The 12,891-nt window shown below is 64.2% G+C and carries 10 protein-coding genes; 8 read left to right on the top strand and 2 right to left on the bottom strand.

All coding sequences use genetic code 11. The features are described from left to right. Positions 1-39 precede the first annotated feature (39 nt). From dprE1 to AC1Q6C_RS11175, 5 genes are all read left to right on the top strand, one after another. A complete protein-coding gene (dprE1, locus tag AC1Q6C_RS11195) occupies positions 40-1,473 on the top strand; it encodes a decaprenylphosphoryl-beta-D-ribose oxidase (RefSeq protein WP_003943934.1) in 1,434 nt (477 codons plus the stop codon). Beyond that, positions 1,470-2,231 (top strand): decaprenylphospho-beta-D-erythro-pentofuranosid-2-ulose 2-reductase, encoded by a 762-nt coding sequence (gene dprE2, locus AC1Q6C_RS11190; RefSeq protein ID WP_007731800.1) that lies wholly within the window; start codon positions 1,470-1,472, stop codon positions 2,229-2,231. The genes dprE1 and dprE2 overlap by 4 nt, the downstream gene beginning before the upstream one ends. A gap of 90 nt (positions 2,232-2,321) precedes the next feature. Then, complete coding sequence (locus AC1Q6C_RS11185; RefSeq protein ID WP_202022679.1) at positions 2,322-4,175, top strand: galactan 5-O-arabinofuranosyltransferase; 1,854 nt, start codon at positions 2,322-2,324, stop codon at positions 4,173-4,175. Between the two features lie 73 nt (positions 4,176-4,248). After that, positions 4,249-4,857 carry a TetR/AcrR family transcriptional regulator gene (locus tag AC1Q6C_RS11180; RefSeq protein ID WP_492666620.1) on the top strand — a complete coding sequence of 203 codons (609 nt, stop codon included), beginning with the start codon at positions 4,249-4,251 and terminating at the stop codon, positions 4,855-4,857. 99 nt (positions 4,858-4,956) lie between these two features. Continuing rightward, positions 4,957-5,589 carry a hypothetical protein gene (locus AC1Q6C_RS11175; protein ID WP_231915915.1) on the top strand — a complete coding sequence of 211 codons (633 nt, stop codon included), beginning with the start codon at positions 4,957-4,959 and terminating at the stop codon, positions 5,587-5,589. A gap of 21 nt (positions 5,590-5,610) precedes the next feature. On the opposite strand, the gene AC1Q6C_RS11170 is transcribed toward AC1Q6C_RS11175, so the two are convergent. Continuing rightward, positions 5,611-6,282 carry an MspA family porin gene (locus tag AC1Q6C_RS11170; RefSeq protein WP_003943954.1) on the bottom strand — a complete coding sequence of 224 codons (672 nt, stop codon included), beginning with the start codon at positions 6,280-6,282 and terminating at the stop codon, positions 5,611-5,613. 334 nt (positions 6,283-6,616) lie between these two features. Here AC1Q6C_RS11170 and AC1Q6C_RS11165 point away from each other — a divergent pair, with 334 nt between their 5' ends. Beyond that, complete coding sequence (locus tag AC1Q6C_RS11165; RefSeq protein WP_162114003.1) at positions 6,617-8,449, top strand: glycosyl transferase; 1,833 nt, start codon at positions 6,617-6,619, stop codon at positions 8,447-8,449. Between the two features lie 9 nt (positions 8,450-8,458). On the opposite strand, the gene map is transcribed toward AC1Q6C_RS11165, so the two are convergent. Beyond that, complete coding sequence (gene map, locus AC1Q6C_RS11160) at positions 8,459-9,223, bottom strand: type I methionyl aminopeptidase (protein WP_030535815.1); 765 nt, start codon at positions 9,221-9,223, stop codon at positions 8,459-8,461. A 49-nt stretch (positions 9,224-9,272) separates the two neighbouring features. On the opposite strand from map, the gene AC1Q6C_RS11155 reads away from it, so the two are divergent. Next, on the top strand, positions 9,273-9,542 hold the full coding sequence (locus AC1Q6C_RS11155) for a helix-turn-helix domain-containing protein (protein WP_003943854.1): 270 nt from the start codon (positions 9,273-9,275) through the stop codon (positions 9,540-9,542). An 82-nt stretch (positions 9,543-9,624) separates the two neighbouring features. Continuing rightward, a complete protein-coding gene (locus AC1Q6C_RS11150; protein ID WP_492666646.1) occupies positions 9,625-12,879 on the top strand; it encodes an arabinosyltransferase domain-containing protein in 3,255 nt (1,084 codons plus the stop codon). The last annotated feature ends 12 nt before the right edge of the window (positions 12,880-12,891 follow it).

Here is a 12,891-nt window from a genome sequence, read left to right as displayed (position 1 = left end):
CGGAGCCGTCGGCACTACTCCCAGGTAACCTCTACCTTGATGTCCACGACAGCAGAAGAGACGCCGCAGCCGGCTCTCCACACCCAAGCCCGCACCCTCACCGGTTGGGGACGCACCGCCGCCACCACTGCACAGGTGCTGTCCACCCCCGACGTGGAAGTGATCGCCAACGCGGTCGCCCAGGTTGCGGAACAGAACGATTCCAAGCCCTCGCATCTGCGACGCGGCGTCATCGCGCGCGGCCTCGGCCGCTCGTACGGTGACCCAGCGCAGAACGCCGGCGGCCTGGTCATCGACATGAATGCCCTCAGCCGCATTCACCGCATCGATCGCGACACCGCTCTGGTGGACGTCGACGCCGGCGTGAATCTGGATCAGCTGATGAAGGCTGCTCTGCCGTTCGGCCTGTGGGTTCCGGTCCTGCCGGGTACTCGTCAGGTCACGATCGGCGGCGCCATCGGCTCGGATATCCACGGCAAGAACCACCACAGCGCGGGCAGCTTCGGCAACCACGTCGTGTCGTTGGATCTGCTGACGGCCGACGGCAAGGTTCGCACGCTCACCCCCAAGGGCGGGCGCAACGACCCGAAGGCCGCACTGTTCTGGGCCACGATCGGCGGCATGGGCCTGACGGGCATCATCTTGCGGGCAACCATCAAGATGACACCGACCGAGACGGCGTACTTCATCGCCGACGGCGACGTCACCAACAGCCTCGACGAGACCATCGCGCTGCACAGCGACGGCAGCGAGGCCAACTACGAGTATTCGAGCGCGTGGTTCGACGCGATTTCCGCGCCCCCGAAGCTCGGCCGGGCGGCAGTCTCGCGCGGGTCATTGGCGAAGCTCGACCAGCTTCCGGCCAAGCTGCAAAAGAACCCGCTCGCCTTCGACGCACCGCAGTTACTGACGTTCCCCGACGTCTTCCCGAACGGGCTGGCCAACAAGTTCAACTTCACCGCGATCGGTGAGGTCTGGTTCCGCAAGTCCGGCAAGTATCGCGGCAAGGTCCAGAATCTGACGCAGTTCTACCACCCGCTCGACATGTTCGGTGAGTGGAACCGCGCGTACGGATCCAACGGATTCCTGCAGTACCAGTTCGTGGTTCCGCCGGAGGCCGTCGACGAGTTCAAGAAGATCATCGTCGACATCCAGCGCAGCGGGCACTACTCGTTCCTCAACGTGTTCAAGCTCTTCGGCGAAGGCAATCAGGCGCCGCTGAGCTTCCCGATCCCGGGCTGGAACATCTGCGTCGACTTCCGCATCAAGCCGGGCCTGAACGAGTTCGTCACCGAACTCGACAAGCGTGTCCTCGAATTCGGCGGACGCCTGTACACGGCCAAGGACTCGCGGACGTCCGCGGAAACCTTCCACGCCATGTACCCGCGCATCGACGAGTGGATCGCGACGCGCCGCAAGTACGACCCCACAGGCGTTTTCGCCTCCGATATGTCCAGAAGGCTGGAACTGTGATCAACGCTGTAGGTAACCCGCAAACCGTTTTGCTTCTCGGTGGAACCTCCGAGATCGGCCTCGCCATCTGTGAGGAATACCTGAAGAAGGCGCCGCTCCGCGTCGTTCTGGCGGCACTCCCTGGCGATCCGGGACGCGAAGCTGCGGTCAAGCAGCTCGAAGCGAAGGGTGCCACCTCGGTGGAGCTCATCGACTTCGACGCCGTTGATTTCGAATCGCACCCGAAGGTGATCGACCAGGCGTTCTCGAACGGTGACGTCGACGTCGCCATCGTCGCCTTCGCACTGGACGGTGACTCCGAAGAGCTGTGGCAGAACCAGCGCAAGGCCGTTCTGGTGGCAAACGTCAACTACACCGCTTCCGTCTCGGTCGGTGTTCTTCTCGGCGAGAAGATGAAGGCTCAGGGCTTCGGCAAGATCATCGCGATGTCGTCGGTTGCCGGCGAGCGCGTCAAGCGTGCCAACTTCGTCTACGGATCCACCAAGGCGGGCCTCGACGGTTTCTACCTCGGACTCGGCGAGGCTCTCGCGGAATTCGGACCGCAGGTCACCGTCGTTCGCCCCGGCATGGTGCGCACGCAGTTCAGTGCCCACGTCAAGGAAGCTCCGCTGACGGTCAACAAGGACATCGTCGCGAAGCTCGCTGTTGCCGCCTCGGACAAGGGCAAGGAAATCGTCTGGACTCCCGGCCCGTGGCGCTTCGTCATGATGGGTCTTCGCCACGTGCCGCGCCCGATCTTCCGGAAGTTGCCGGTTTAAGCTCCTCCCGTGCCAGAAACAACAACTGCTCCGAGTACAGACCTTTCGACCCCGTCGCCGTGGCGTAATGCCGCGGCGACGGTGGTGGAAATGGCCCTCGGAGCGCTGGTCGCCGCTGTTGTAGCCGCTGTCGGGCTCTTTGCTTTCGGCCGAGTGCAGTGGCCGGCGTTCACCTCTTCCAATGTCACGCAGGCAGTCACGACGGTGCTGCAGGTGCTCTGCATCGCAGTGGTCGGTGTTGCGGTTCTGATGTTCCGCGCCCGCAAGGCCGAGCGGGTCGCAAAACTCCTCTCGTGGGCCGGGCTCTCCGGCTTCGTCACCACGACGCTCGGACTTCCCCTGGCCGCGACGAGTCTGTATCTGCACGGCGTCTCGGTCGATCAGCAGTTCCGGACCGAGTACCTGACCCGGCTGACGGATTCTGCTGCGCTGCAGGACATGACGTACGTGGATCTGCCGCCGTTCTACCCGGCCGGCTGGTTCTGGATCGGTGGACGCGTCGCGAACCTGCTGGGAATGGACGGCTGGGAAGCCTTCAAGCCTTATGCGATCGGCTCGTTGGCTGTCGTCGCCGTCGTTGCACTCGTGTTGTGGACCAAGCTGATTCGACGCGATTGGGCCGTCGTCGCGGCATTGGCCGTCACTGCCGTCGTGTTGGCGTACAACTCCCCCGAGGCGTACGGCGCCGTCATCAACCTCCTGATCCCGCCGGTGCTGATCCTCGCGTGGGGCGCATTGGACCGGCCGGGGGCATCTCGATTTGCCGGAGCCGGCGCAATACTCGGAACCGGCCTGTTCCTCGGTTTCGCCGCAACGGTCTACACGCTCTATCTCGGATTCGCCGCGTTCGCAGTGACTCTGATGGCAGTGGTGGCCGCAGTACTTGCCGCACGCGCCCAGAACACGTGGAAAGCCGCACTGGGCCCCCTCGTCAGGCTCGCCGTGATCGCGGTGATCTCCGGCCTGGTGGCTCTGACCGTCTGGACGCCCTACCTGCTGAAGGCACTCTCCGGTGCCACCGCAGAGTCCGGCACCGCAATGCACTACCTCCCCGATTCCGGTGCGGTACTGCCCTTCCCGATGCTGAGCTTCACCCTTGCCGGTGGACTGTGCCTACTCGGCACGATCTGGCTGATTTCGCGGTTCCTGTTCTCCCGCCGCGCCCGAGCACTCGGTATCGGTGTCATTGCCGTGTACCTGTGGGCACTGCTGTCCATGACGTTCACCGTCGCCGGCAGTACGCTCCTCGGCTTCCGACTGGAGCCGGTCCTGATCGGACTCCTTGCCGCCGCCGGTGTGTTCGGTTTCTTCGAGTTCGCCGGTTGGATCGTGCTGGCCACCAGCGAAAATCCTCGCGTCAAAGCGGTACTGGTTGCACTCGGTGTCATCGGAGCCATCGCTTTCGCGCAGAACATCCCGCAGGTGCTGGCGCCGGATATCGCTGTGGCATACAGCGATACCGACGGTAACGGCGAGCGCGGCGACAAGCGGCCCCCGGGTGCCGAAGCCAATTACGCCGACATCGACCGGATCATTCGCGAGCAGTTGGGACGCGAACCCCATGACACGGTGGTCCTCACTGCCGACATCGGCTTCCTGAGCTTCTACCCGTACTTCGGCTTTCAAGGACTGACGTCGCACTACGCGAACCCGCTCGCCGATTTCCGTGCGCGCGCTGCGCTGATCGAGCAGTGGTCGGAACTGAAGACGCCTGACGAACTGATAGCTGCGCTGGACTCGGCGCCGTGGCGCAGCCCCGACGCCTTCGTCTTCCGCCAGGGCGCCGACGGGTACACGCTGCGGTTGGCAGAGGACGTCTACCCCAACGACCCGAACGTCCGCCGCTACACGGTCACGTTCCCCAAGGAACTGTTCGACGATCCTCGTTTCACCGTGACCGAGCAGGGGCCGTTTGTGGTCGTTACCCGCTCTGACGCAATCTAACCAGGAGATACGTCACAAAAGGCTTACCGTCGGGGTCGTTGACGCGACCCCGACGCACCCCTAACTTCATACCGTGCCCCGAACCGATGCCCGAGCGGCGATGATCGATGCAGCCGAGCGTCTGGTTGCCGAGCGAGGTCTGGCCGCTCTGACTCTTCGTGATGTTCAGACCGAAGCCGGGCAGGCCAACAAATCGGCTGCGCAGTATCACTTCGGGTCACGTGAAGGTTTGCTGGCGGCCGTCGTCGAGTCCAGAATGCGACCTGCCGGTGAGCGTCGTCGTGAGTTGCTCGACACGATCGATCTCGACGCGAATCCACCGACGATGCGTGCCCTCGTCGAGGCTCTCGTCCTGCCGTTGGCGGAACAGACCATCTACCGCGAGGGCACGTTGTACGCGCGGTTCCTGGTGCAGTCGATCTTCGACCCGGCGATGTCGTCGACTATCCGTGACCACATGCAGGCCGAGAGTTTCCGCGAAGTTCAGCGGCGGATAGTCGCTGCGTCCTCGTTACCGGCAGAGATCGCCGAACTTCGGGCAGGAACTCTGACCGTGCTCACCGTCGTCACTTGTGCCACGTGGGAAGGCCGCGTCGACAGCCGCGAACGTGCTCACGTGATCGTTGCCGACCTGATCGAAAGTTGCCTCGGAGCACTCTCGGCCCCGGCTGCGCAAATCTGACACGCTGTCCGGCGAGTTTGTTTCCGAAACTGCCGGGGTACTCAGCCCCTCCAAGCGCAGTCGAGCAAACGGCCGCATCAACCACCGGCGGGGTAGGTGATGACAGTGAGCGAACTCGTTGCGCAAAGCCGCGAGCTTGTACCGCATCGTGCAGTTCTCGATTCCGCAGAGCATGTTCTGGTCATTGCGCGCGGCAAACCGTTCGGGCGCGAACAGGCTTTCCATGAAGTGTTGAGCGTCGCGATTCGCAATCGCATCGAAGTACTCACTCTGGCAAGGGCTCTCATCGACGTGTCCGAGTCCCGCGACTACCGCGCGATCCCGACCGACACCGCGCACACCGTTGCGGTGCTCGAATGGGGCGAGCTACTCGAGATCCCCACCGAACACCACCAGAAGTCCAGGGCCGAGTCATCCGAGGACGTCGATGAATCGAGCGAACCCGACGATCCGATCGAACCCGAATATCTGGTCGAGACCGACGTGGGCGGACGGGTCGTCTTCGTCGCCCTCGCGTTCACGATCGGCGGGATAGTCGGATTCTTCGCGCACGACTGGGCACTTCTGCTTCTGATCACCGCCGTGTACCTCGTGTGGATCGCGGCACGGTTGGTCGCGAAACTCGTCAGTGTTTCCCGTAGTGCCCACTGGGCGGACGCTTCGCCGATTCGTGGCGCCGATTCGACCACACGGAACGCGGAAAACTCCCACCATCACGCTGTTGCAGCGTGACGGCGGGAGCATCCGCTTTCGCTAAAGCCTCTGCGGTACACCGTAAGTGACGACGGTATCGCCATTCGACGTGACAGCCTTCGCGTACGGCCTGATGGTCACCGGCCCGATGGCTCCCTGTACGTAACCGTGAACTCCGGACAGACGGACAGCGGCTTCGGGACCGTCGAACTCCTGATCTTCGAGCAGCGCGACGTCGGTGATACCGCCCGGCGCCAGGTCGACGTCCAGTTCCTGCGACGGAATGATGTCACCACCGATGACGAACCCATTGGAAATATCCAGGCCCAGTTCGAAATCCGGAACCAGACCGATCCCGAGGTTCGTTCCGCTCTCGACTGCCCAGTCGAGACCAGGACTGTTGAGAACGACCGTCGCGCCGGTCAACGCGATCGGGTAACCGATCTGATAGCCGATCGTCAGCTTCGTTCCGGTGAAACTTGCTGCATCCGGGCCGTCGATCTTCACGCCGGCAACCCCGTCGTGGAAGAACTCGACACTCAGCGGTGAGCTGTCGAGAGGTGGAAAGACGTGGATAGCGGTATCAGCCTGGAAGACTTCTATCCGATTTCCTTTGACGTCGGTGATCGAACTGGTGTTGTCGACGCCTGCCGACGCCGTCCCACCCCCCAGGACAACGGCCAACAAGGCCACTGCTCCTACTGCGCTACTACGAACTGCTGTCTTCGACATGCACAAGCACCATCCCATCCGGTATAGGCCCCGGACGTAGGTTCCAACTCTTCGTCGAGGATGGGATTCGTCGGGGCTGCCTGAACAAACGCGAGCAAGATCCTTGTTGCGATACCCCGGTCACGAACCCGTCAAACGATGCACGAAAACATTACTTTCCGGACAAGTCGGGCGGACCGGTTTGTCCCGCTGACTGCGCCCGCTCGCGGACGCGAACCGTTTTGTTCGTTACTCTGACAGTGGAAGTTATCGAATCGAGACCTAAGTAGGCCACCCCGAACTTCTGAGATCGCCACTTCAGGGATGGGCGCCAGAACCGAAAGGCACCGACTGCATGACCGAGACCTTGCCCGACGTCCAACTGCTCGAAGAAGCACGTCCAGGGCGAGTCCGTTCAGCAGTGCGGCGCTCGGTCGTCCAGCGCGGTCGTCTGGTCGACCTCGCGATCATGGCGACGTTCACCGTCGCGGCGATCTACGTGATGTCCAACCTGTGGAGCGATCTGCAGTCCGGCTATCTGTTCAACGCGGGCCGCGACCAGGCCATGTGGGAATGGTTCTTCGCCGATACCGCTCACGCCCTCGCCCAGTTCCGCAGCCCACTGTTCAGTGACCTGCAGAATTATCCACTCGGCGTGAACCTGATGGCCAATACCGCGATGTTCGGCATCAGTATCCCGTTGACCCCGATCACGCTGATCTTCGGACCGACCGCCACGTATGCGATCGGGCTGACTGCCGGCCTCGGCGGCACCGCCATCGCTTGGTACTGGGCATTCTCGCGGCACGTACTGACCGGAGTCTCCGTCCGCTCCAAGGTCGCCGCCGCCGTCGGAGCGGGGTTCTGCGGATTTGCGCCCGCCATGATCTCGCATGCCAACGGCCACCCGAACTTCGTCGCGTTCTTCGTACTTCCGTTCATATTCTTGCAGGTAGTGCGCATTTCGAACGGCAAGCGTCCGGTTCGCGACGGTGTCGTCCTCGGCCTACTCGTCGCCTGGCAGATCTTCCTCGGCGAAGAACCGCTCCTCATCTTCACGATGTCAGCCATGGTGTTCGGCGCCGCCTATGCACTGCCCGGCCTGGCCAAGTCGCGCCAGGCGATCAAGCGCGCGATGCCCGGCCTCGTGATCGGCGGCGCGGTCACACTCCTGATCACCGCGGTGCCGCTGTGGTCGCAGTTCTTCGGCCCAGCGAGCTACGACGGCGTCTCACACGGTCAGGCAGGCAACGACACCGCTGCACTCACCACGTTCCCGACCGAATCGGTTGCGGGCGACCCCGAGGGCGCGGAGTTCCGAATGAACCCGACCGAGGAGAACGCGTACTTCGGATGGCCGCTGGTGCTCCTGCTTCTCGGTGCAACGGTGTGGCTGTGGCGCATCCGCCTGACCCGCGCGGCTGCCGCCGTGATCGTGGTCATGGGTGTGCTCTCACTCGGTTCCGAACTGACCATCGACGGTGACAAGACCGGCATCACTCTGCCGTGGAAACTCCTCGCCGACCTGCCGTTGTTCGAATCGGTGCTCGAATCCCGATTCGCGATGGGCGCGATTCCGGCGATCGGGCTGCTGCTCACCCTCGGCACCTACCGCGCTTTTGTCGAACTTCGTGGACCGCGCCGCACGGCAGCCGGTGTCTGGCTGGTGGCTCTCGCCGTCGCGATGATTCCCCTGATCCCGACCCCCATCGACGCCGATCAGCGATCTGCGACGCCCGAATTCATCACCAGCGGCTCGTGGGAGAACTACGTCAGCGACGGCACCCTGGTGACGGTTCCCGTCGCGAGCGCCGAAGACGCCCGCGCACTGAGCTGGCAGGTCGACGCCGACTTCGGCTTCCCCATCGCCGGCGGGTACTTCGTCGGCCCGGATTCGAAGACCCGCGCCGGAATCTACGGCGCCGAGTCCCGGCCCACCTCGACCCTGCTGGTCAATGCCAAACAAACCGGCAAGGTCCCGTTGATCGACGTGGGCACCAGAGCGAACGCACTGACCGACCTGCGGTACTGGCACGCCGACGTACTGGTGCTTCCCCGATTCTCCGGCGACGACGCCCTGCGCCACACGGTCGACGAGCTGGTCGGCTTCGACGCCAAGCGCGTCGACGACGTGTGGGTGTGGGACGTACGAGACCTCGTGAGCGGCAAGACCTCCAACCAGAGCTGAGCGGGTTGATCAGCGGGTCATGATCACCGGACCGTCTTCGGTGATCGCGACCGTGTGCTCACTGTGCGCAGCCCGGGCGCCCGAAACGGTGCGAAGGGTCCACCCGTCGGCGTCGTGCCGGTAGTCGTCGGTTCCGTCGGCGATGAGCATCGGTTCGATGGCGATGACCAGGCCGGGACGCAGCCGGAAGCCTTTGCCTGCTCGACCTTCGTTGGGCACGTCCGGGCCTTCGTGCATCTCGCGGCCGATGCCGTGCCCACCGTGATCGGCCAGCATGCCGTACCCGCGGCCACGCGCGTACTGTCCGATCGCGGCACCGATGTCGCCCAATCGGTTTCCGGGCTGGGCAGCGGCAATGCCACGGGCAAGTGCCTCATCGGTCGCGTCGATCAGTGCCTGATCCTCACTACTCCCCCGCCCGACAGTGAAGCTGATGGCGGAGTCGCCGCACCAGCCGTCGAGTCTCGCGCCGCAGTCGATGCTGACCAGGTCACCGTCGCGAAGCCGGTACTCATTCGGGATACCGTGCACCACAGCATCGTTCACACTCGCACAGATGGCGCCTGGGAACGGCGTCGATGCCGTTGCCGGCCGGTAGTTCAAGAACAGCGCCGAGGCGCCGGCCGCCGAAATAACCTCCGCGGCAACGGCGTCCAATTCGAGCAACGTCACCCCGACGCTTGCCGCCTCACGCGCCGCAGCCAGAGCCTGCGCCGTGATTCTCCCAGCCGCCGCCATCGCGTCGATTTCCCCTGCGGTCTTGATTTCGACCATTTCGAACACCTTCCTTGTCGAATAACTATACCGGTATTACTATAAGCACATGGTGCGCGTGCCGCTGACGGCGGAAGAACTCGAACGAGGACTACGACTGGGTGAACTCCTGCGATCGGCGCGGGGGGACCGAAGCATGGTTCAGGTAGCGCTCGACGCCGGCATCTCCGTCGAAACGCTGCGCAAGATCGAAACCGGCCGCATCGCGACACCCGCCTTCTTCACCATCAGCGCGGTCGCGGAAGTGTTGGGTATTTCACTCGACACCATCGCCCGAACACTTGAAACACCACAATCCGAACAGGAAGTTGCATCCTGAGTAGTTCTCTCAGGATGTGCGGGCCCGCACTCGCCTAACATCGTTCCTTGTGCCGTCTGAAGTAGTAGTGCCCCCGAAACCCGTGCCCACTGGCCCCGAAGCTCCCCGAGAATCGGATTCCCAGCGAGTCCGGACGGCACGACTCATCGCGATAGTCACCGGACTTCTTGGCCTGCTTCTTGCACTCGCGACGCCGTTCCTGCCCGTCAAGCAGGAAGCCGCGAGCATCGACTGGCCGCAGGGTGGGACCGTCAACAGCGTTTCGTCGCCGCTTATCTCCTACTCGCCCACATCGCTCGACATCAGCATCCCCTGTTCCACTCTCGGCCAGTTGGGCGGCAGCGGCGGCACACTGCTCTCGACCATGCCGAACGGGGCGCCGGACCGAAACGCCCGCGGCCTCACCGTCCGCACCACTGCCGACCGCCTCGAAGCACTCACCCGCGATTCGGTATTGATCTCGACCCCGCTCGATCAACTGAGCGGGTGCACGGCGATCACCATCACGACCAACTCCGAGCAGACCGTCGCGGCGGTCACCGGAATCGACGGCGTCGGCACCACCCTGACCGGTGACTACCGCCCACAGGTTGTCGGCATCTTCACCGACCTGCAGGGCGCAGCGCCCGCCGGACTGTCCGCCCACATGGACGTCGACTCGCGGTTCTCGTCCAGCCCCACACTTCTCAAACTGTTCGCGATGATCGTGGCGGCACTCTCGACCATCGTCTCGCTGTACGCACTGCACCGGATCGACGGCGTCGACGGCCGTCGTGCGCGGCGGTTCCTGCCGGCGCGATGGTGGAAGTTCACCGGCATCGACGCCCTGGTTATCGGCACGCTGGCGCTGTGGCATGTGTTCGGCGCCAACACTTCCGACGACGGTTACCTGCTCGGCATGGCCCGAGTCTCGGAGCACTCCGGGTACATGGCCAATTACTTCCGTTGGTTCGGCGTCCCCGAAGCGCCGTTCGGTTGGTACTACGACGTGCTGGCGCTGTTCGCGAAGGTCAGCACCGCGAGCATGTGGATGCGCCTGCCCGCGCTGATCGCCGGCATTCTGTGTTGGATGGTGATCAGCCGCGAGGTGATCCCGCGACTCGGTGTTGCGGTGCGCCGCAACAAGGTTGCCATCTGGACCGGCGGGCTCGTGTTCCTCGCCTTCTGGTTGCCGTACAACAACGGCCTGCGCCCCGAGCCCATCATCGCCCTCGGCGCTCTGCTCACGTGGTGCTCCATCGAACGCGCCATCGCTACCGGACGTCTGTTGCCCGCCGCGATGGCCGTGCTGATCGCCGCATTCTCGTTGGCCGCCGGGCCTTCCGGGCTGATCGCGATCGGCGCGTTGATCGCCGGCGCCCGGCCGATCCTGCAGATCCTGATCGCCCGCGGCAAGCGCGTCGGCTTCCTGTCCCAGATCATGCCGATTCTCGCCGCCGGAACCGTGGTGCTCGTCGCGGTCTTCGCAGATCAAACCCTCGCGACAGTTCTCGAATCGACCAGAGTGCGAACGGCCGTCGGGCCGAATGTTCCGTGGTTCGAGGAACGGTTGCGTTGGGACGCACTGATGACCATCTCCCCCGACGGCTCACTCGCACGCCGCTTCGGCATGTTCGTCATGCTCGTCGGACTCGTCTTCTGCGTCATGATGATCCTGCGCAAGGGCCGGATCCCGGGCACCGCTATCGGGCCCTCCCGCCGAATCCTCGGCATCGTGTTCGCGTCGCTGCTCCTGATGCAGTTCACCCCCACCAAGTGGACTCACCACTTCGGTGTGTACGCCGGTCTGGCCGCCACGGTGGCCGTCCTTGCCGCCGTCGGTGTGAGTGCGTCGAGCATGCGTTCCAAACGAAACCGCGCGCTGTTCGCCGCGGGCATCCTGTTCATCCTCGCTGTGGCGTTCACGAGCTCCAACGGCTGGTGGTACGTCTCGAGTTACGGCGTCCCGTGGTGGGACAAGCCGCCGTCAATCGCCGGCAAGGGATTCTCGACGGCCTTCCTCGGCCTCACGATTCTCGCGCTGCTGCTGGCAGCGTGGTACCACGTCATGGAGCCGCGCCGGCGAAACGGCACAGAGGACAGCGTCAAGAAGACCAGGCGACTCCGCCTTCTCGCCCCGTCACCGTTGACCATCGCGGCCGGAGCGGTCGTGCTGTTCGAGGTGCTGTCCCTGCTCAAGGGCGCGGTCGCGCAGTACCCCGCGTATTCGATCGGCAAGTCCAACATCGAATCCGTCTTCGGCGGAAGCTGCGGTCTCGCGGGTGAGGTACTCGTCGAGTCCGATCCGAACGCCGGCGTTCTGCAATTGACGGATCGGCCCACCGATCTCGCCGGCGCGGGTGCATTCGGTGCGAGCGAATCAACCGGGTTCTCGCCGGACGGAGTCGCCGGCGACCTCACCGCAGACGCCGAGGACTCGACGGCGGGCAGTGCAAACAGCCTCGACACGACAACATCTCAGTCCGGCACCACCACGCCGGGAACCGGATCCGGAACCGCCGGTGGCTCGCAGTCGACGGCCGGCGTCAACGGCAGCAACGTCGCGCTCCCGTTCGGGCTCGACCCCGCAAAAACCCCGGTGCTCGGTAGTTACGGAGCACCTCAGAACGCGTCACTGACCACCGGTTGGTATTCACTCCCCGAGCGCAACGACGCCGCACCGCTCCTGACCGTCGCGGCCGCCGGACGCATCCGCTACGTCAACTCCGACGGCATCGTCACCCCCGGCGCAGTGCTGCAGGTCGAGTACGGCAAGAAGCAGGCCGACGGGAGCGTCGACGCACTGGGACGTGTCGATCCGATCGACATCGGCCCGTCGCCGTCGTGGCGCAACCTGCGCGTTCCGATGGATCAGCTGCCCGCCGACGCCGACACCGTGCGTCTGGTGGCCAGTGACACCGACATCAGCGCCGACCAGTGGCTGGCGGTCACACCGCCACGAGTGCCGACCATGCGCACGCTGCAGGACGTCGTCGGATCCACCGATCCCGTGCTGATGGACTGGGCTGTCGGTCTGGCCTTCCCGTGCCAACGTCCGGTGGATCACCTGTACGGCGTCGCCGAGATCCCCGACTGGCGCATCCTGCCCGACCGCATCGGCGCGGAGTCCACCAACGCCTGGCAGGACCACTACGGCGGCGGACCGCTCGGCTGGACTACCGAACTGCTCTCGGCCAGGGCATTGCCGACCTACCTGGACAACGACTGGGATCGTGACTGGGGTTCGCTCGAGCAGTACACACCGCTCGATTCGGACGCGGTTCCCGCGCAAATGAACGTCACCACCGAGACCCGATCGGGCACCTGGACACCGGGCCCGATTCGTTACCAGTCGTAACTGTTACGCGTG

This window comes from Rhodococcus sp. MT28 (assembly GCF_058792695.1).
The sequence above is the reverse complement of the archived record's forward strand: the minus strand, read 5'-3'. Positions and strand labels throughout refer to the sequence as shown.

What these genes read in the sequence shown, in the direction of transcription:
- AC1Q6C_RS11185 (WP_202022679.1), top strand. Translation starts at nt 2,322, where the DNA reads ATGGCCCTCGGAGCGCTGGTCGCCGCTGTTGTAGCCGCTGTCGGGCTC.
- AC1Q6C_RS11170 (WP_003943954.1), bottom strand. Translation starts at nt 6,282, where the DNA reads ATGTCGAAGACAGCAGTTCGTAGTAGCGCAGTAGGAGCAGTGGCCTTG.
- AC1Q6C_RS11155 (WP_003943854.1), top strand. Translation starts at nt 9,273, where the DNA reads ATGGTGCGCGTGCCGCTGACGGCGGAAGAACTCGAACGAGGACTACGA.
- AC1Q6C_RS11175 (WP_231915915.1), top strand. Translation starts at nt 4,957, where the DNA reads ATGACAGTGAGCGAACTCGTTGCGCAAAGCCGCGAGCTTGTACCGCAT.
- AC1Q6C_RS11165 (WP_162114003.1), top strand. Translation starts at nt 6,617, where the DNA reads ATGACCGAGACCTTGCCCGACGTCCAACTGCTCGAAGAAGCACGTCCA.
- dprE1 (WP_003943934.1), top strand. Translation starts at nt 40, where the DNA reads ATGTCCACGACAGCAGAAGAGACGCCGCAGCCGGCTCTCCACACCCAA.
- map (WP_030535815.1), bottom strand. Translation starts at nt 9,223, where the DNA reads ATGGTCGAAATCAAGACCGCAGGGGAAATCGACGCGATGGCGGCGGCT.